Source organism: Candidatus Borrarchaeum sp. (assembly GCF_019058535.1).
GTDB lineage: Archaea > Asgardarchaeota > Sifarchaeia > Borrarchaeales > Borrarchaeaceae > Borrarchaeum > Borrarchaeum weybense.
Window position 1 is genome coordinate 1 of the sequence record NZ_JAHPYX010000143.1, and the last position, 20353, is coordinate 20353.

Annotated in this window: 17 protein-coding genes; 9 read left to right on the top strand and 8 right to left on the bottom strand. The window is 37.4% G+C overall.

Annotation, left to right across the window (positions count from 1 at the left end):
* Positions 1 to 158: 158 nt before the first annotated feature.
* Positions 159 to 1598, bottom strand: coding sequence for a carbohydrate kinase family protein (locus QVB70_RS08330; RefSeq protein ID WP_287585267.1), 1440 nt, complete (start codon positions 1596 to 1598; stop codon positions 159 to 161).
* Between the two features lie 225 nt (positions 1599 to 1823).
* Here QVB70_RS08330 and QVB70_RS08335 point away from each other — a divergent pair, with 225 nt between their 5' ends.
* The 6 genes from QVB70_RS08335 (at position 1824) to QVB70_RS08360 (ending at position 8474) form a co-directional block, all read left to right on the top strand.
* Positions 1824 to 2594: a hypothetical protein gene (locus QVB70_RS08335; protein ID WP_287585268.1), complete on the top strand. Its 771-nt coding sequence runs from the start codon at positions 1824 to 1826 to the stop codon at positions 2592 to 2594.
* 35 nt (positions 2595 to 2629) lie between these two features.
* Positions 2630 to 3685, top strand: coding sequence for a hypothetical protein (locus QVB70_RS08340; RefSeq protein ID WP_287585269.1), 1056 nt, complete (start codon positions 2630 to 2632; stop codon positions 3683 to 3685).
* Positions 3682 to 4755 carry a hypothetical protein gene (locus tag QVB70_RS08345; RefSeq protein WP_287585270.1) on the top strand — a complete coding sequence of 358 codons (1074 nt, stop codon included), beginning with the start codon at positions 3682 to 3684 and terminating at the stop codon, positions 4753 to 4755. Before QVB70_RS08340 ends, QVB70_RS08345 begins: the two co-directional genes overlap by 4 nt.
* Positions 4756 to 4888: 133 nt before the next feature.
* Positions 4889 to 5749 carry a hypothetical protein gene (locus tag QVB70_RS08350; RefSeq protein ID WP_287585271.1) on the top strand — a complete coding sequence of 287 codons (861 nt, stop codon included), beginning with the start codon at positions 4889 to 4891 and terminating at the stop codon, positions 5747 to 5749.
* 82 nt (positions 5750 to 5831) lie between these two features.
* Positions 5832 to 7400, top strand: coding sequence for a PrsW family glutamic-type intramembrane protease (locus QVB70_RS08355; RefSeq protein WP_287585272.1), 1569 nt, complete (start codon positions 5832 to 5834; stop codon positions 7398 to 7400).
* Positions 7401 to 8012: 612 nt separating this feature from the next.
* Positions 8013 to 8474 (top strand): hypothetical protein, encoded by a 462-nt coding sequence (locus QVB70_RS08360; protein ID WP_287585273.1) that lies wholly within the window; start codon positions 8013 to 8015, stop codon positions 8472 to 8474.
* A gap of 33 nt (positions 8475 to 8507) precedes the next feature.
* Here the strand turns inward: QVB70_RS08360 and QVB70_RS08365 are convergent, their stop codons facing one another.
* Genes QVB70_RS08365 through QVB70_RS08375 form a run of 3 tightly spaced genes read right to left on the bottom strand, consistent with a single transcriptional unit; the run spans position 8508 to position 11643 of the window.
* Positions 8508 to 10619 carry an amylo-alpha-1,6-glucosidase gene (locus QVB70_RS08365; protein ID WP_287585274.1) on the bottom strand — a complete coding sequence of 704 codons (2112 nt, stop codon included), beginning with the start codon at positions 10617 to 10619 and terminating at the stop codon, positions 8508 to 8510.
* Between the two features lie 50 nt (positions 10620 to 10669).
* The gene (locus QVB70_RS08370; protein ID WP_287585275.1) at positions 10670 to 11431 is read right to left on the bottom strand and encodes a hypothetical protein; all 762 of its coding nucleotides are present in this window, start codon (positions 11429 to 11431) and stop codon (positions 10670 to 10672) included.
* 44 nt (positions 11432 to 11475) lie between these two features.
* Entirely contained in the window at positions 11476 to 11643 is a 168-nt protein-coding gene (locus tag QVB70_RS08375) for a hypothetical protein (RefSeq protein WP_287585276.1), read from the bottom strand.
* A gap of 120 nt (positions 11644 to 11763) precedes the next feature.
* Here QVB70_RS08375 and QVB70_RS08380 point away from each other — a divergent pair, with 120 nt between their 5' ends.
* The gene (locus tag QVB70_RS08380) at positions 11764 to 12687 is read left to right on the top strand and encodes a hypothetical protein (protein ID WP_287585277.1); all 924 of its coding nucleotides are present in this window, start codon (positions 11764 to 11766) and stop codon (positions 12685 to 12687) included.
* Between the two features lie 193 nt (positions 12688 to 12880).
* Here the strand turns inward: QVB70_RS08380 and QVB70_RS08385 are convergent, their stop codons facing one another.
* Positions 12881 to 13183 carry a hypothetical protein gene (locus QVB70_RS08385; protein WP_287585278.1) on the bottom strand — a complete coding sequence of 101 codons (303 nt, stop codon included), beginning with the start codon at positions 13181 to 13183 and terminating at the stop codon, positions 12881 to 12883.
* Between the two features lie 41 nt (positions 13184 to 13224).
* Positions 13225 to 15978, bottom strand: a complete 2754-nt coding sequence (locus tag QVB70_RS08390; protein WP_287585279.1) for a calcium-transporting P-type ATPase, PMR1-type — start codon at positions 15976 to 15978, stop codon at positions 13225 to 13227.
* An 840-nt stretch (positions 15979 to 16818) separates the two neighbouring features.
* Here QVB70_RS08390 and QVB70_RS08395 point away from each other — a divergent pair.
* Both QVB70_RS08395 and QVB70_RS08400 read left to right on the top strand, forming a co-directional pair.
* Entirely contained in the window at positions 16819 to 17829 is a 1011-nt protein-coding gene (locus QVB70_RS08395; RefSeq protein WP_287585280.1) for an ATP-binding cassette domain-containing protein, read from the top strand.
* A 6-nt stretch (positions 17830 to 17835) separates the two neighbouring features.
* Positions 17836 to 18597, top strand: a complete 762-nt coding sequence (locus tag QVB70_RS08400; RefSeq protein ID WP_287585281.1) for an ABC transporter permease — start codon at positions 17836 to 17838, stop codon at positions 18595 to 18597.
* A gap of 26 nt (positions 18598 to 18623) precedes the next feature.
* On the opposite strand, the gene QVB70_RS08405 is transcribed toward QVB70_RS08400, so the two are convergent.
* Both QVB70_RS08405 and QVB70_RS08410 read right to left on the bottom strand, forming a co-directional pair.
* Positions 18624 to 19484: a carbon-nitrogen hydrolase family protein gene (locus QVB70_RS08405; RefSeq protein ID WP_287585282.1), complete on the bottom strand. Its 861-nt coding sequence runs from the start codon at positions 19482 to 19484 to the stop codon at positions 18624 to 18626.
* A 153-nt stretch (positions 19485 to 19637) separates the two neighbouring features.
* The gene (locus QVB70_RS08410; RefSeq protein ID WP_287585283.1) at positions 19638 to 20174 is read right to left on the bottom strand and encodes a Rab family GTPase; all 537 of its coding nucleotides are present in this window, start codon (positions 20172 to 20174) and stop codon (positions 19638 to 19640) included.
* Positions 20175 to 20353: the final 179 nt, after the last annotated feature.

Sequence of the window (20353 nt, forward strand, 5' to 3'; positions counted from 1 at the left end):
CGTTAGCCGTACCTACGGGGCGTAGGGATGTTAAGCCTGTGGAGATAAGACCTCCGTAACCCGCCAGGGGATCGAGTCTGTCGTAGAAGCAGGAAGCCTCGATGCTTTCGCATGAGGTAGCTCACTCAAAGATGTTTTTGATGAGGCAAACCTATTTCTTAAGATTTTAAAGTGTCAAAAGTCGAGTAAGCTCTTCTTGCCCCAAGATATTGAACAGAATGTGAGGCATACCTCATCGCAAGCCGAACAGCATTATACAAATCATTATTTTCGAGCAATCCTTTGATGAGCGCTGCAGCAAATGCATCTCCCGCGCCAGTAGTGTCCACAGCATCTACTTTTTTAGCAGGAATATTAAATTTTTTCTCACGTTGATATACTGTACATCCATGTATGCCTTGAGTGATGATGACTGTTGAGCAACCATAATCTAATAAATCGTTAGCGGTTCTGAGTTTTCCATTTGAGGATGATTCTAATAGTTCCCAACCCTTCTTATTCATAAGAAGGTAGTTTGTATTTTTTAAAATAGGTTCTAAGGACTCAACTCCCAGTTTCAAATATACTGTTGATGGGCGATAGACTACCAGCTTATGGTAATTTTGTCCATAACTAGAAATCACGGCACTCACTTCCCGAAACATATCACCAATATAAAGACATCTTGCGCTTTTCAATAACCCCCAATCAATCTCCTCAGGAGAGTTGATGGATAAAGCAATGTCTTCTCCATATGGAACAATTATCCGTTTTTCTCCGTTTAAATCAACAAAAACCAGTGGTTCAGGGGCTTTTTTATCAGGTTCTATTTTAAGATTAGAAATATCAACACCTTCACGAATAAACTCTTTGATGAGAAGTAAACTGTTGAAATCTCCTCCTAGTTTTCCTACAAAACTTGTTTGGATTCCAAGCTTGGATAAAGCTACAGACACATTTGCTGCAGAGCCTCCTGGCAATCTATATATCTCATCTGAGATGACTAATTCATCAACATCTGGAAATCCTGATTTGATCAATATATCCATGGCTGCAGAACCGAAAACAACGACATCTGGAGCAATTTTTGGTGCTTGAATTAATTGAATACTAAGCTGTGCAACTATTTTGTGGAAAATATAATGAAGTTGTTCTAACTCAAATCCTTGCTCAAAGGACAATCGTAAAGCGCTGTCTAGGTACATTTGAAATAGGTCTTCAAATGCATTCTTAATTGAACTTCTTGACATTTCATGTCCTGTAAGGAGCAAAGATAGTGTTTTTCCCATTCTTGTAGGGACATAACAAAGCAATCGACGTCCATCGATTTCCCTGTATTCGGATTTTAAAAGTTGTGACATCTCAAAGAGTTTTAATTTTTGGATGATAGTTTTATTCGAATGACCCTTTTCTTCCGAATCTACCTTCTTCTTTAGGCGCTCAATAACATCTTTCTGAATTAGGCATACTTCATTTCCTAACTCTCTAAATAGTCTGATGCCGAGCTCAGAGCCAAATACATTTTTCAAAATAGCGCTGAGTTCCTTAGAATCGATCGGTAGCAGCAAAATGTAGGGAAACACGTTTTTATGTGATTCATTCTCATTTTCTTCCCTCATACTAGTTTGCCTCCAAATATAGGAGCGGAAAAATGCACTCTGTTGTTCTTAATATGTTTTTAGAGTGTTGTAGCGCCTTTTTTTCTCAATCGAATGATAAAGATTATAAATGGATTATTAGAGACTATATTTGTGTTCTAAGTGAAACATAAGTGTTACTAAGGACACTCGTAGTGTTAATTATTACATAAATTAGACTATTTAAAATTTTGGTGGAACTAACCAATGAAACGATCACAAGGACTTATTCCAAAAGATTCATTCAGCTGGGCACTTGTTGCAATCCTTGCAGCACTTCATATTATTCTATCCGTTGTTCCTATCTTTCCGATAATTACTCCGTTTGGTGCTGGGTCGATTGCGGCTTCTGCTATTACTGTTCCGCTTTTTGGAATCATCTTGGGACCCATCCTTGGTCCGATCGCAGCACTAATTGGCGGTATCATAGGTAGTTTTTTGAACCCTGGAGCAAGTGCTGTTTTTCTCGGCTTCGGTTTTATTCCTGGAGTTGTTGGTGCATTCATTGCTGGTTTACTAGCGAAAAAAAGATTATATCCCTATTCAGCGTACCTTGCCTGCGTTATTTACGCCGCTCTAGTACTTGGTTTTCTATTCTTTCCTCCAAATAGACCTTTTGCTTTGTTTCTTACTTTCCTTTGGCTTCATCTCATTCTTTTATGTGTTTTGACTATAACTGTTCTTATACCACCAATTCGGAGACGAATACTTGAGAGTGAGATCCCTTGGATATGGGTGTTTTTCATAGCTTTTAGTAGCACAATGAGCGACCAAATTACAGGTAGCTTTTTCGTTCAAGCTATAAGTGCACCAATTCTTTTTGGAGGGTATCTGCCAGCAGAAATATGGATCCTTGTCGCCTTTATCTATCCTATAGAACGAATAATCGTTGGAATAGCTACTACAATAATTGGCGTTGTGGTTATACGGGCTCTCAGAGAGATCGGTTTTTCTACAGATCAACAATCGATAACTTAGTTCTTTACCCATTTTTTTAGGAGCAAATATAGGAAATGAACTCAATTAAAGCGATTGAAGGGTATTTCGTTGAAACTAAAGAATCCCTAATTTTCGATGTGAAAGGTGTTTTACATCCCATGGACCGTATCATTGCATTTGTCAGATATTATCCATCGCCAAAAGGAACACGAATAAGAAATGGTATTAGATTTTCGAAAATTTACAAACTTAATGATCGGTTTGAGTTTTTAAAAAAACATTACCCACATTATCTCTTCCCAAATCATTATAATGGTAATTTCCTTCAAGGAATTTTTCATAAAGATATAAAAAAGATCTATAATCCTACTGAAACCGTACAACGTCTTTTAACCAAACCTACTCTTTCTAATCTAGAAAAAGAAAGTATGTCTTTTGTCGAGACTCTTAGCGAAGGTACATCAAACAATTCTATAGGAATCTCTGGTTCTTTAATGGTCGGATTACATACACGAAAATCTGATATGGATATCGTAGTTTATGGTATGGATGCTTCCTACAAAGTTCATAAGTGTTTAACTGAGCTAATGGATGAAAGAAAACACAATGTGCGTCCTATGACAATTGATGAGTTGCAGGATCTCCACTTTTTCAGAAATCAACAAACAGAGTCGGCTTTTTCAACTTTTGTACAGCTAGAAAAGAGAAAACATATTTCAGGTATGTACAACAATCGAGAGTTTTTTATGCGCTTTGTAAAAACTCCTTCTGAAATAGATGAGAAATACGAAGATTGTCGTTACAAAAAAGTTGGCTTTGCAGTGGTGAAAGGTAGAGTTGCTGATGATTCTGAAGCTATCTTTACACCATGCAAATACTTATTAGAAGACACAAAAACTATTGATGGCGTCCAGGTAAAAGATATTCGTGAGATAATTTCATTTAGAGGGCGATTTTGTGAGCAGGCCCAAAAAGGAGAGACAATTGTTGCCTGTGGAAAAATTGAAAAAGTAATAAGAAAAGATGGAACTGAATGGTATCAAATGGTACTTGGAGAACGTCGGGATGATTATTTCATGCCGATTAAGTTCTTTAAACCTAAGCCCAAGCCTATCGGTGTAATTTCATGAACTTATTTTCAAATCGGGCCTATTTTGCTGACAGAGATTTTATTCGGACGAAAGAAGGTTTCTTTTGGGTTGTAGTAGGATATACACATCCACCAAATCGTATTATCGCTTACCTTAAATATATCCCTAGCTCAACTTCTGGAAAATGGAAGGACGGAACAACACCTCTAGAAAGAGTGCTTCCATATTATTCTGCAACAACCGTTGGTGATACATTTGGTTTTTTACGGCAAGAATATCCCGATTATCTCTTTTTCTGTCCAGTAAATCAGATTGAGATGTCTACTGTTCCTTATAATAAAATTGATAAGTATTATATCCCCGAGGAAAAACTCCAGAGTTTATTAAAGAAGAACTCTTTAGACAGTCTCCAAAAAAAGGCAGTAGACTTAATAAAACAGTTATCTCGCCGAAGTGGTGTCCCTTTAACATCATTTGGAATTATTGGTTCAATTCTTCTTGATATTCATAATCCTGCTTTTTCTGATATTGATGTTACTGTATATGGATCAAAGAATGCTCATAAGGTAAAAAATAAATTGCTAGAATTAACAAAAGCAGCTGGTCCTTTTTCAAAAATGTCAACTGAGTTTTTAAAAAACTGGTGCGAATCAAGAGCACAAGTACTTCCATTAGATGCGAATGAATTAGAAAAAATCTTCCATAGAAGATGGAATATTGGCACATTTGAGCAAACTCGCTATTCTATTCATCCTATCAGAACCAAAGAAGAAATTCGTGAACAATATGGGGACGCAAAATACGAACCATATGGGTTTGTTAAGATTAAAGCACAAATAACAGATAATTCAGAGGCGGTATATCTTCCATGCAAATATAAACTCTCTAATGTAGAAATACTAGAAGGTTTAAAGACTTTAGAAGGCGACACCACTGTTGAAGAACTTGTTTCATATGAGGGGTTGTATTGTGACCTCGCGAAAAAAAACGAAAACGTTCTCGCTTTTGGAAAGCTAGAAAAAGTGACTTACAGAAATAAAGAAGCATTCAGGGTTTTGATCGGCTCAATAGATGCACACTCTAAAGATTACATAATTCCACTTGTTTAGAACATCAAAAAAAAGGCTTTCCATACCGAATTCTGTTTAAGAATTTCACCAAAAGACTTTTCATTAGGTTTGAAAAAATTTTCATTAGGACTTACCATTTCTAATTTTAAGCTTATAACGGCTGGTAGAAACGATGTTTGCGGATTGGACGAGTAGATGGGAAGCGCTTATTACTGATCAAAAGTCAAGAATGTATATCGTGAAGGAAGATGGAAGTTTAGCTGAAGCTGGTGTCAAACAAGAAAATCTGAGTTCAGGATCTGTAGTTTTGATTGTAGATATTGTTGCTCGTGCAATTTGGATATGGCATGGAAAAGATGTAGGCCCAAAAGACAAATTTATTGGTGCAAGAGCAGCCAGAGCTCTACGAAGTGTTGTGGGTCCTAAGTTTCGTACTATGTCCCCATTAAGTGAAGGCGAAGAAACTTCAGATTTGTTAAAAGTCTTTGAATCTACTGGTGGGATAATGGAAGAACCTTCGGCGCCACCTGTTCAACTTGAAGATGTACCAGAAGACCCCATCATGCCACTTACTCAACTTAAGGAGGACGCTGAAGACCCTTCAACACCACCCATTCAACTTGAAGAAATATCTCCTCCCATAGAAGAAATTAATGAAGTGACAAATAGCACTCAGACCGATACATCTGTTCAACGCGTGACAAAAACTACTGAATCGAAGACTGAGGAAAAGCCTGAGGTTTCTTTATCATCTTTGGATTCCGAAAAAGTACGTGATTTAGCGTCGTTAATTATTTCGTATACTTTAAAGCAAATTTATCGAGTTGAACCAATTATAAGTAGAACTAAGACACATGACCTCTTTCGAGTTAGTCAAGAAGGCGTGCAATTGTGTAAAGTAAAAATACAAATACAAAATACCACTATTAGCGTTTTAGAAGCCGTTTTTGATGAAAAAGAAGAAAAAAACGCATTTTATGAGGATTTAAATGAGCAACTGCGTCTTATTCAAAAAATAGCTTTAAGTACATGAAACTCCTTTTACCATTTAACCACTATGTACAAGACCATATTTCTTCACTAATTTTTATTCATTGATATAAGGAGCATTTGAAATGGAATTTAATGATCTAACAGGCCATAATCAACTATTAAATAGAGTAATTCCAATTATATTTCTACTAATTTTTATAGGACTTATGATTTTCACATTTCTCTTTGAGACCTATCTTCTTGCATTTTTGATTTTTGGTCCGATAGTTTTCGCATTGGCTTGGTTTTCGTATGGCTACTTAAGAGTAAGACCATTTCGTATCCCACTTAAACTAATGTTTCTCGTAGGTTACGGAGGAGTTTTTATCATATTCACGGCATTAATTCTCAACCAGCTTGGAGCCCTTAATGCGATAGTAGGAATTTTGCTCATCGGTACAATAATTGCTCCCGAATTATGGCTTACGGTACTTACTGTTGTAATAGTAGCACCTCTTGTTGAAGAATTTACTAAAGCGCTTCCTAATATGTTATTCTACTGGTCTAAAGAACAGAGTGTCTCAACTGTAATAAAAGGCGAAAGAAAAGGGCTACTTTATAGTGAATACAGAGGTTGGTTCTTCGGAATAATGACGGGTGCGATCTTTACAGTCCTGGAAACTTATCTTTATGTCTTTATCAATCTCCCCGCAGTTGGAGTAACTGATCTCTTTCAATATTGGTTACAGGTGGTTCTTCGGGGTGGCGCTCCGGTACACATGGGTGGTGCCATGCTGACAGGTTATGCTCTCGGAAAAGCTGATCGCTTACGAACAAAAACAAACTCGCGCTTCTCGGCGCTAAAAACGGTTTTCCTGTTCTATATACTAGCAGTCTTGTTACATCTTTCTTGGAATGGATCAAGCGTGTTGTTTTCCCTAGTACCTAGTGGATTTGTATTTGATATTGCTTCTCTCGTAGTTTTCGCAATTCTTGGTGTTATAGTTTACATTATTGGATTTAAACTCATGAAAAACAGTTTAGATATAGCCAAAGACTTTTCTAGTTGTGAGAGATGTGATCTAAATTTTCCCTCAGAGTTAGAAAGTTGTCCGCACTGCGTGAAAAACCTAAAAGTAGTTAAAAAGATGCCTTCTGAAATGGTCTCGTATAAGTTTTGCGAATCCTGCAATGAAAAGTATTCTATAACGGATGACTTTTGTAAAAAATGCGGTCAAAAACTTTCTTCTAAAAAAGACATAGACACACAATTTGTAGAAAAAAAGCCTCAATTACTAGCAATTTCGACGCTTTTAATGCTGATGCTAAATATCTTGTTAGGGTTTGCCCTAGTTCTTGGAGGTTATCTCCTCGTATTATTGGCGGCAACAACAGGTGTTTCTGGGGCTGTTGTGTTGGCAAGCTTTGCTTTGCTTATCGGTATTCTCTCATTTGCAGGAGTATTGGGCGTATTTTTCCGATGGTATTCAGGTTGGTACATTTCAATACTGTTTGCAATTACTATCGCGGCATCTGTTATACTCGTAGCAAGCTTCGGAGTAGGCTACTTAATCATTACAACAGGATTAACGCCTTTAGTTGGTCTTGCACTAGGACTTGGTGGTTTCGTTGTAGTAGCTATTCTCTTAATTCTCTTCTTCGTCTTCACAAAAGAAGAAGACTTCCTTACAATGCGTTTTAGAGCAATGTGAGGCTTTACAGCATTTTTAAAGAGAATAGAACTTCCCTCTCAACAGTAGTTCCTAGTTAGTTAACTAGAAGGTGTGGTTACGCACACGTCATCCATTTTTCTTATGGATGACGAAACGCCCTTCGAAGCCAACGAGTGCTCGCTTCTAGTGAATTGTTAACAACAGCTGGGTCGTATAGTATAGCAATATACTTCAACCAAAGAAATACAAAAGCAAAAGCCCAAGGAAGAAGACTATTGGAACGAGCACAAGTACAATATACATCGTTGATTTTTTTGTTCTATTGCTCATATTCTTACCTCGCATATTCGTTTTTGAGGATATTATCCAATAATTATCACAAAACACTTTGTAAAAACTATCTCCTTTTCTAACTTAAACAAAGAACATTCTCAAAAACACCACATGTGTTTCAGAAACTAATGAATGTTTCTTTTTTATTGTGGCAAACTACACGAAAAATGAGATAATATTGGATGTCTTCTTTTTATCTTAGAATATTCGGGAGGTTTCAAAATAACATGCGCTGAAATCAAGATTAAAGTAAATTTTCACACGTTAATTGGGTATTTTGGTCTTTTCTTCAATATAGTTGGAGTATTTTTGCCTTGGATGAATGTATTTTATTACGACTATTATTATTACTATTACTATGGCTGGGAATTCATTGGACTTTTCGGTATTGGGATATTATCTGTAATTGGTAGTTTTCTTGCATTGATTGGCTTACTCAAAAAAGCAAAAGTGCCTTTGGCTATTGGAGGATTGTTAAACATTTACAATGCGGGAGGTGTGATGGCTTTTTTGGCATTTTGGTATCTCCCAGAAGTAATAGGCATTGGTGCAATTATTTGCTTGATCGCTGGATTAGTGCTATTAGTTTCTGCGTTCCTGCCGGATGTCACAAGCCATCAAACGATGAACTATGAGAGTTATCAAATGTCATCCGTCAGCAACATCGTACCTGGATACAATCGCGTTGAAAACAACTCTACTTCCCTCATGCAGCAAAACGAATATTCATCATCGCCCCCTCTTATCCGGTACTGTAGGTTCTGTGGAAAGAAATTGTAAGGTTAGTTGTCAGCTACTGGCCTTAACAAAAGTTCATTGGTCGCCTACTACACTTTTTTCATGTGTTGGTCGCCTATATAGGATATCTTCAATATATGCCCTTAGAGGTTCTGCGACACTCCATGCCTGAGAAATACAACCTCGTGCAAAATGGGGATACTCTCCGTCAAAGATTTCACTGATGCTACCAAGTCCAGCGTGTCCTATTTGGACAACATAAGGTTCCAAAAATGTCTCTAAGGCAAATTTTCTCCATTGGGGTTTATATTTGTTCAATTTGACAAAGGAAGTTATGAATGGTCCCAATAACCAACCCCAGACCGTACCTTGATGATATGAGGAGTCTCTTTTCCATCTATCACCCTGATATGCTGCGACATATCTTGGATCTTCTGGAGAAAGGCTTCTTAAACCATATGGGGTAAGTAGTTTTTCCCATACCTTATCAAGGATAAGTTTTTGTTTCTGATAGTCTAAAAGTGGGAAGTCCAGAGAAATTACAAACAGTTGGTTAGGTCGAATAGAGGCATCCTTTTCATCTTTATTTACTACATCGTAAAGACAATTAGTTTGTTCGTTCCAAAAAGTCTTCTCAAAATTATTCTTTACTCGATTCGAAAGGGCAGTATAATTGGTTAATGATACACTATCATCTAACCTGCGAGATAAATTGTTCATTATTTGCAGAACATTATACCATAGCGCTTGAATTTCAACAGCTTTGCCCTCACGAGGCGTAACGTTCCAGTCGTCAATTCTTGCATCCATCCATGTTAATTGTGGTCCATGTGAAAGGAGTCCATCTGTTTTGTCCGTTTTTATGTTGAAATCCGCTCCGTCAATGTGAGCCTCCATTATCGACTTTAGAACTGGCCACAACTCGTTTACAAAATCAAAGTCATTTGTGTATTTTAAATATTGGTAGACTGCATAGATATACCACAGAGTACCATCGACTGTATTATATTCCTCTCCTGACATCACGGTAATTCCTAGATCTAAAAATCGATTTGGGATTAATCCATTTTTACAGTATTTTGCAAACGTAGATAAAATTAGTTGTGCTTCTTTATATTGCCCTGTGACAAGCAATAATCCAGGTAACGAAATAAACGTATCTCTCCCCCAATCTGAGAACCAATGATAGCCTGCAATAACTGTATTTCCATTCGTTCTCTTTACAACAAAAGATCTTGCCGCTCTAATCAGCCATTTTAACCAATCTGCTTTAGTCGCATCATCATGTAATTTATAAAATTCATTAAATAGTTCTGTTATTTTATATTTTTCAAATTCAAGTAAGGCCTCCCAGTCTGTGTTTTTCTGTATGTTTAGTTGTTTCATAGCAGTTGCTTCAGACTGTGAAGTATCTGTGGCAAAAGCAATGATATGTACTGTTTCCCATGAGGCAGGTTCTACTTCTATGGAAAAACTTCCTGGAGAGTAATTATCTTCAAGAAAAACTTCGCCACGGCGTTCTTCAAGAGGATACTTCAGATTTGTGTACCATCTTTGTTTTTCAGGCAAATTACTTTCCTTATAACCACACCAATCTGAGAAAAGAGACAAATAGGGTGCATCTTTGTATGTTGCAACAATATTTACATAATTTTCCTCTATTTCTTGTTGAAATTGCCAGTTAATTTCATCTAAACGCGTAATATGATGAAAGGATCGTGAATTTATCAACGGATAAACTACAAAACGAAGTTTTTCGTCATCTAAATTCAGAATTCGGTATTGAATGATTGTAGCATTTTTTTGATGTATCATGCTAATACTTTTTTGGATAGTTACTCTATTGTTACTAAAAAGACTGCAAGGAAAATGAGCTAGTACAAAATTCTTAAGATGCTTGTAACCTTCAGGATATATTGTATCTTTGTAAAAATTTGTTGAGAGTTTGAAAACCCTGTTAGCCTGAATTATTTCTTCCTCAAGTTTATTTAAGAGCACTGTCCTTTTTAATGGGGGTTTCATAGATGCAACAAGCAGTCCATGATATTTTCTAGTATTTGCACCAAGTATAGAAGATGAAGCGTATCCGCCAATAAAATTGGGGACAATCCATTCAAAAGAAGAAGCAATTTGCAGAGGGGTCATATCAAATTGCGAGGGGTCATATCTTAACTCTAATCTAGACATGATCCGTTACTCTAATTATTCTCGCATAAATAACTATGCTTCAAGGTAGTCTATAAATCTGAAATCATCCACACAAAAAGATTCAGAATTAGCGTATGATTGTCCTCAACACGAAATACTTGATCATGAAAGAAATTTGGTGTTCCAATAGCTACAACCTTTCCAGTTTTAACCGTAGTGGTGGCGATAATTGGCACATGTGGGATACCTATATCTATCCAGTCCTCTTTGCCAAAAAATCCAGTCTTATCCGAAAACTCGCTCTTTGATGCATCTCTATTAATGGCTTCAACTGATGCATTATCATCTGAATAGGCTATATTCTTCATTCTTCTAGTTCTGGTGAGCAAACTACAGCCTACAGGATATATTAAGCGTTTCACTCCTAAAGTGACTTGATCTTCAATTATATCTGTGATAATCGGCCATGTTACCTTTCCAACATTGTTTTGATCATCAATAACTCTGTCTGATTGGAAAATAATACCGAATTGTTTCCCTAACTCACTTAAATTATTACTCCAGTTGAGATCTCCGCCATTTCCACTTATAATCCACAGACAGCCACCATCTTCTACATAATTGATGTATTCTATGATTTGATCAATCGAAAATGGCTTTTTTGGATGTCCTATTACAACTATGTCAAAATCAGTTAGTTCCATCTCCCCAGAACTTGAATAAAGCTCAAGAGGAAAGAAACTCATCCAAGGTACAGTTAATAAGTCTCTAAAGGCTGAATAAAAAGGTAATTCTATCTTCAAAGTCTCATAATGCTCTGAAGTGAATAAAACCTTTCGGAATTCGACCATGCTAGTACTTCTCCTTTTCTATGCTAAAACATTTTCAAGATTCTTTAATCTGCTTTTCTTGTTTCCTGTCCAGCATCTTCAACTGATTTTACAAGCTCCTCACTTAAAAACTCTAGTATATCTTCAATAAAATCTTCTAAAGCCTCTTTAACAGTTTCAGATATTAGAATTCGTAATTCATCAGTAGTCAGATCTCTTATCTTCGTCCCCATAAGCGGCACCTTTCTTCTTTTTTTAGAGAAACTTTTCCAATAACGATATGCTTTTTAGTTTAATCAATATAAAAGCATAAACAAAGAAAAGATCATTTAATTATTGAGGTTGAAATCATTATGTATGCCGAGGGAGCGCTTGGTGGATTAGCAGAACTTTTACCTCAATTAGCGACTTTTATTATTAAAAAAGGAAAATCGGTAAACCTTGAAGAACGATCCGAGAAAGAACGCCACATTTTTACTTTCATAAGTCGCTATGATGAAGTTACACCACAAGATATTCTCAAACGTGAAGAACATGCAGAATTTGGAATTAGGCACGTACCTGCTGAACACATTAAATTCATGATCGATAATTCAGTCGTTTCTGCAATAGAACAGTTGTATAATGCGGGAACTATTTCTTCAGATTCTGAAGATTTCAAACCAAAACTCAAAGAATTTCGTGGTATTTCTCAGAAACTAGAATACCTTCGATTTTTACCACGTCTTGACATGGATGTGTTACGAGAAGAAGGTCGATTAATGGAATTACGCGACAAATCATTAGAAGAAGTTAAACAGTTTAATTTAACTTATGATGGACCTAGTTTCACAATGGAAAACATACTTGAGTCCGTTTCGGAGTATACAAGTTGGATGCACCTCTTTAGGCTAATTCCTAAACTAGTTGCGAAAGGAGTATCCATCAAAGACATGATTGAAAAGACACATGAAGTTACTGATAAATCGGTAGATGCACAACCAATTGCCACGCCTGCTGAAAAACTCAAATCGATCGAAAATACTCTTGAAACAATCCTTCAGGGTTTTGATGAAGGTATTTTTGAATCAGATATTCCTACTGAGGATGTAACTAGATTAATTCAAGAGATCCTTGATATACTTAGAATCCAAATGAGCAATCCGACCGATTATATGGAACTCTACGAGGTCTTAGGAAAAGGCGGTTTTCGACATTCTCCACGCTTTAAAAAACTCAATAGCCCAACGTACCTAGTCGTAAACACACAGTCCGCAAAAGAAGTTTTCTTTTCTTAATAACTTTTCTGAATACTAGTTCAAGATTCTAGTTGAAACGCTATTGACTTAGTAATTTACTTCTTTTGAATAGGGTTTTCATTCTTCCTGAAACTCTTTGAAAAATCTTATTTTCAAGTAGAATTAAGTACATGAACTGGTCTCTTCCGATTGACTATGATAAAGATATTATGAGTCATCCTCAAATTAAATGCTACTTCTCCACGTTCTCTATGAGAGAGGAACCTACTATGAGTGCGATTATCCCTACTGCCACAACAAACGCTGGATTGGTGCCTGCGAAGAATGGTGACACACCTGCGATATAGCTGACCACTCCTTCAGCCAGCATCAGAGCTCCTAACACGATGACGATGATACCTTCCACTAGTCTACCTATACTTTTAATTTCCATGAACTCAAAATGAGTCCTTTTGGCTTTATAAAATTGCGTGAAGTTTGTGTCAATAACGTTCGGTTCTGAGAACGTTTTCCTTAAAAATTCTAATCGAACCATGTTGGAGAATCAGAAAGCCTTACTGCTTTAGCGTGAGGTAGTCACTGGTTTTGAATTGATAAATGCTTTTCAGGGGACCAAATAAATTTTCCTGCTTCCACAACCAAGATAACAGAAGCACTCACTGCTATGATTATACCCCATTCTGCTAAGGTTAGCGGTGAGGTGTTGAATAATGGCTGAAGAAAAGGTACATATATGACCGCTAACTGCATTACAATTGAAGAAGCAACTGCTAGAAGTAGCCATGCATTGGTAAAAGGACCCAGTTTTGTAATAGAATGTTTTTCTGAGCGGCAATTAAATGCATTAAACATTTCGAACATAACTAGCATTGTGAATGCAATTGTCTGAGCTTTTTGAATTGTTGCCCCGCTGTTTACAGCCCATGTATATACAGGAATGATGCCTATTGTGATTAAAATCGCAACTGAGGCAATTAGCCAAAGAATTCGCCTAGTAAATACACTTTCAAGTGGATCTCTCGGTGACCGGCGTAATACATCTGGATCTCGTGGATCTATACTTAGTGCCAATGCAGGAAGTCCATCAGTAGTCAAGTTTATCCACAGAAGTTGAATTGCAATTAAAGGAAGTGGAAGTCCCATTAAGCTAGCAACGAGTAGTAAAAGAATTTCCCCAGCATTGCAACTAAGTAAATAAGCCAAATATTTCTTAATATTATCAAAAATACCCCTTCCTTCTTCTACTGCAGCTACAATAGTGGCAAAGTTATCATCAGTAAGAATCATATCACTAGCTTCTTTTGATACATCAGTGCCGGTAATACCCATTGCTACACCAATATCTGCCATTTTTAATGCAGGTGCATCATTTATTCCATCTCCTGTCATGGCAGTAATGTGTCCACCCTTCTGTAATGCACGTACTATACGCTGTTTATGTTCAGGTGAAACACGTGCATAAACCGATACTTCTTCTACCATATTTTCAAACTCACTATCTGAAAGTTTATCCAGTTCTGAGCCTGTTAAAACAAGATCATTGGATTTTAAAAGATCAACTTCCTTAGCTACTGCCATTGCTGTAAGTTTATGATCGCCAGTAATCATTGTCGTCTTGATACCTGCTTGATTGCACTCTTGGATCGCCTGTTTTACTTCCTCTCTTGGCGGGTCTATCATGCCTTCGAGACCAATGAAGCAGAAGCCATTTTGTAAATTATCCTCAGAAATATCCTGACTTTTTGATAGCTGCTTGTACGCTACCGCTAATACTCTTAAAGCCTCAGAAGCCATATTTTGATTGGTCTGTAAAATGATTTTCCTATTTTCTTCATTTAAAGGTATGCTATGACCATTTCCATACACATCCGAACACATATCCAATACAATCTCGGGAGCACCCTTGAGAAATGCTAGTAAATCGCCATTGGCTTTTGAGTGAACAGTAATCATCCTTTTACTTTCTGAAGTAAAAGGTATTTCCCAAACGCGTGGATACTGCTTCTTGAGATCTTGTTGCCACAAACCCGCCTTTGCTGCAGCGACTATTAGTGCGATTTCCGTAGGATCACCGAATAATGAAAACTTATCTTGTGAGGCAGTATCTATTTCAAAGGACGAATTAGCACATAACGCTGCACTTTGAAGCAGAAGAGCAAGGGTCGACCCTTCATTAGGGTTAATTGCCTCGCCTTGAAACAGAAAGTCTCCTTGCGGATCAAACCCGACTCCCGTTACATCAATTATTTTTGAGTTTGTAAAAATCTTTGAAACGGTCATCTCATTTTTAGTAAGCGTCCCTGTTTTATCACTACAAATGACCGTAGTACAACCCAGCGTTTCAACGACTGGCAATTTTCGTACAATGGCATGTCTTCGCGCCATTCGCTGGACACCGACAGTCAAAGCTACTACTACCACTGCGGGGAGCGCTTCTGGAACTGCTGCTACCGCTAATGAAACTGACCAAATAAAAATCTCTACCAAAAGTGCTTGATTTAAGAGTGCAAACTTGAACCCAGTCTCGTGATAGACAAGTATCAAGGCAACAAAAACGACCACAACAATACAGAGGATTCCCAACCATTTACCAATGTAATCAAGTCGTTGTTGAAGAGGCGTTTGCCCTTCTTCGGCGGTTTGGATGAGTTTTGCTATTTTACCAAACTCGGTTTCCATTCCCGTTGCTACAACAAGTCCAGTTCCTCTTCCATATGCAACTGAAGTGCCAGAATATGCCATATTTGTCCGATCTGCTAGAGGCATATCCTTCTCAAGAGGTAGTATAGACTTGTGGACCGAGACAGATTCACCAGTAAGCGATGCTTCGTCCATCTTGAGGTTAATTGCTTCGATCAGACGAATATCTGCAGGAATTTTGTTTCCCATTTCGAGAAGAACAATATCGCCAGGAACTACTTCCCTCGAAGGGATTTCTTGAATAATGCCATCACGTCTAACACGCGCAACAGGTGCTGCAATCTGTTTTAACGCTTCGATTGCTTTTTCTGCTCTGAATTCTTGTATAAATCCAAGAACAGCTACTGCAATAATAATCGCGAAGATTACTGTTGCGTCAAGTAACTCTCCTAAAAAAGCAGAAATGGTAACAGCGGCTAGTAAAATAATAATCAAAAAACTCTTGAATTGTTCTGCAAATAGAAGAAAAACGTTTTTTTTCTTTCCTTCTTCAATTTCATTGTAACCTGTTTGTAGGAGACGTCTTTCTGCATCTTCGCAATCTAAACCATTCGGCTTAGAGTTTAAAACCTCTAAACATTCTTCGACTGATGATACGCTGTGATTCACTTGAGACTCTTGTATTTTCAACGATATAGCACCAGAATATCATTATTACTTTCAAGTATTATATGAGAATAATAAATTAGCGCTTCTAATAAGATGAAACATGGCGCAAAAGAAGTTTGCCAAACTTATTAAAGTTTTTGGAAGCAGATTATCAATCTTCTTCGGATTGACTGTAGGGACTCTAAAATCACACTTCACGGCCAATTTAACAGCCTCATAGGTTACAAAATTTAATATTCATTTGCATAAATTGTGCAAAAAACACATGTTTCACAATATTTATAAATTTTAGCCATCTCGGAGAAAGCTTTTTATATTTGATACCTCTACTATTATGTAGAGCCATCAATTAAATATTGCGGAGAAATTTATGGAAAGTTTTAAAAATAATGTTGAGACATCAATATTATTATAGAATTGATAATATATCAGAAAAAAAACTATAAAACTCGGACGTGAAAAATAATGAAACTTCCCTGCAAAAACGTTCCATTAATTTATTGTATCTATGGTATTTGCGATGCATGTACTTATTGTCATAAAACTAATTTAGCCCCCCCAGAACCGCAAACGCAAAGAGTAGCAACCGCCTAAAAAACTATTGGCACGGCTTTAAGCCGTGCCTCCTCCCCCTTTACTTCTCTTTTTTCTGCTCATCACTATGTTGAGCCAAACTTAATTTTGGAATAGTGATAGTATTAACTGTTTTTTCACAATGGATAAGTTTTTATACCGCTTTTATTATGTAGATGTCAATATATATAGATCTCAATATATAACTGTATAGTGTACTGATTGATTTGGGCAAGACGACAAATATAGTTAAAAATCGTTAAAGTCTTCAATCTAAGTGGGATGGAAATGGCGAAAAATGTTATTGAAGTGAGAAATCTTACAAAGGTATTTGACAAGACCATAAAGGCTGTAGATCACATAAATTTCGAAGTAGAACAGGGGGAAATTTTTGGATTTCTAGGTCCTAACGGGGCTGGAAAGACAACAACAATTTCTATGTTAGCTACGATCCTTAAACCCACTGAAGGAAATGCTACAATTTGTGGTCACGATATTATTAAAGAACCAGATACCGTTCGGCGATGTATTGGTATTGTCTTTCAAGACCCCAGTCTGGACGATAGGCTTACGGGTCGGGAAAATCTCGACTTTCATGCTAGACTTTATCGCATCCAACGGGATTTAAGAAAAAAGAGGATTACAGAAGTTCTTGAGTTAGTAAATTTAACAGAACAAGCTGATCGATTAGTAGAAACTTATTCAGGCGGAATGAAAAGGAGATTGGAAATCGCGAGGGGACTGATGCATTATCCCCATGTTTTATTTTTAGATGAGCCAACCATAGGCCTAGATCCGCAATCTAGGCGAGCGATATGGAGTCACATTGAAAGACTAAACAAAGAAGAAGATATTACAATTATGTTGTCGACTCACTACATGGAGGAAGCAGATCATCTCTGTGCCAGAATTGCTATAATTGATCATGGACAGATTGTAGCTTGTAACAACCCTATGGCATTGAAAGATGAGCTTGGGGGGGACATCATTCTTTTAAGACCAGTTAATGGCACTTTAATGGAACATTTACTAGGTCCGTTTCAGGGATTAGAATGGATCAGAAAAATCTCGCCCACCGATGGTATATTTAACCTAGTAGTTGATCAGGGTGAAAAACGAATCCCGCAAGTATTAGCGATCGCTAAAAATGCAGGGGTTGAAATTGCATCTGTTGGTCTCAACAAACCGACCTTAGACGACGTCTTTTTGCACTTTACAGGTCGAAGAATCCGCGAAGAACGAGGAGACAGGGCTTCAATGTTTAAAACGATGATGAGGGCTCGTAACCGAAGGAGGTAAGCAAAAATGAATTTTGAGGCAATTTATATAATTTGGCTTCGTGAATTAAAAAGATATTTTCGTGCTAGATCGAATATTGTTGGTTCTTTGGCTCAGAACTTCTTCTGGTTGGCCATTTTCGGTTTTGGTTTAGGAGCGTCAGTAATGATTCCAGGTACCGGCAATTATATTATATTTTTGGCTCCAGGTATCGTAGGGATGACGTTACTCTTCTCATCTATATTTTCTGGAATTGGCGTAGTTTGGGATAAACAGTTCGGATTTTTAAAAGAGATCCTAGTAGCGCCTGTGCCGAGATCATCGATAATGCTCGGCAAGACACTTGGCGGCGCCACAACAGCTACACTACAAGCCTTTATTATGCTCTTGCTGGCGGGACTTCTTGGAGTACCAATATTCACAAATCCGGCGGGAATATTAATAGCGCTCGGACTTATGTTGATTACAGCATGTGGTTTCGTGGCTTTGGGAGTGGCTATCGCATCGACAATGAAGGATCCTCATGGCTTTCAACTAATAATGAATTTCATAGTGATGCCTCTTTTCCTCTTATCAGGCGCGTTCTTTCCAGTTACAAATTTACCAAACTGGCTACGTATTATAGTCCTCTTTGATCCCTTGACTTATGCCGTTGATGGTCTGAGAAATGCAGTGATTGGAAGTGCAGCAGCAGCCTTTCCTTTTACAATCACTGTACCTGTCTTAGTCGGATTCATGGTGGCAACGGTGTTACTTGGAAGTCTTCTCTTCCGAAAAACGCAAATTTAATATACCTTCTGGAAAACTGGGAGGACCTATTTTTCACTATCTATTTTTTGGATTTCTTCCAAGTATAGATCTGGGCGGCGATCAAGTATAAAACTATGCGTTTCCATTCTGGGAAGTACTTGTTCTATTTCCTTCCACGTCGTAACATGATATAACGGACTATCTTTGCGTGTTTCACGTAACCAACCCAGATCAAGTTCGGCGGTTATAATCTGTTGATCTGGGCCGCATTCTACTATCACGTCATTTTCAAATTTCGGTGCAACAATTAGTGATCCTATCCATTTCTGTTTAGCCATTCCCGCTGAGCACACAAACACGTTGTTCTCTAGAGCGCGAACACGACATAACCGTTTCCAAAAGGTTAAAAATTGCGCTGGCATTCGAGATGGTACAAAAAGAATTTCTGCTCCTTTCAATACAAGAATTCTAGGGGTTTCAGGAATAGCGAGATCCTGACAAAGAAGCACACCGGCTTTTCCAAAATCAAGATCGAGTACTTTGAGTACATCGCCAGGGGTAGATTTTCTGAAGGTGGGTTCCCATGGAAATAAATTGACCTTTCTGTGATTGAAGATAATTTGTCCTTTTCTGTCAAATACTGGTGTTGAATTATACTTTATTTCACCCGCTTTTTCAAAAAGTCCGCCTGTTAAATACACCTTATTATCTCTTGCAAAATCTGATAAGACATCAGTTGTTGGACCAGGGATGGGTTCTGACAAGCCAGCACCTATGAATAACTCTGGTAAACAAATGAAATCCGCTTCTAGCGCAACAGCTTCTTCCATTAAGGCTATTGCACGTTCAATATTCCCCTCCCTCCCACTCTTAAGTTCACTCTTAATCCATAACTGGACGGCAGCTACTTTTACGGTATCTTTCAAAATTATCACTCCATTCTCAGTTTATATGAATGTTCATAACATAAAATAGCACAGCATACAAAGTGATATTTAGCATATCTCGTCCTTTTAACTTATGTGGTGAGACGTGCCCATTCAACAGGTGGGACGGTTCACAATCTAACTAAAAAAAAGCTATTTGCTTAGTGTTTGTGTTGCGAGGATATCCTGTGTTAACTCTTGGAAAATACGACCAACATTATCTCCTGTTTTTGCACTTGTTGGGATGAATTTTTTTAATTTGTTCTTTGCAAGATAATCTTGAATAAATTTATTGTCGATTATTCCTGCAATATCTGATTTTGTTCCAACTAAAAAAATTGAGGGCTTTTTTGTATTTTCCCTGATAATTGCCAACCATTCATCTAAATTAATTAATGTAGTAAAATCATTCATATCAAAAGCCAATATAACGCCATGAGCACCCTTGCAGTAACTAGGGAGAATGAAGCGAAAACGCTTTTCCCCACCAAAGTCCCATAGTTGAAGAGTGACTATTCTATCTTCGGTTTCTATCACTTCACTGTAAAAACCTGCACCGATCGTAATTTTCATCACTTCTAAAAATGTGTTTGACACATACCTATTAAGCAAGCTTGTTTTTCCAACCCCTCCGTCGCCCGCTACCACGACCTTGACGTAATACTCCTCTTTTGATGCCACAGCTGCCATTTAGGATCCTCTTTGATATCTTTTATATGTAGGTATCGTTAATGAAGAAATTGCAGTACTTCTAAAAAAGTATTTTGGACTTCTTAGAAAAAACTTCCAATTTGAAATTAATTTCCAAAAACAATTGCTTCTGTCTGTCTTACCGTTGATTTTACGAGTAGCTAAGCAAGAAAGCACCA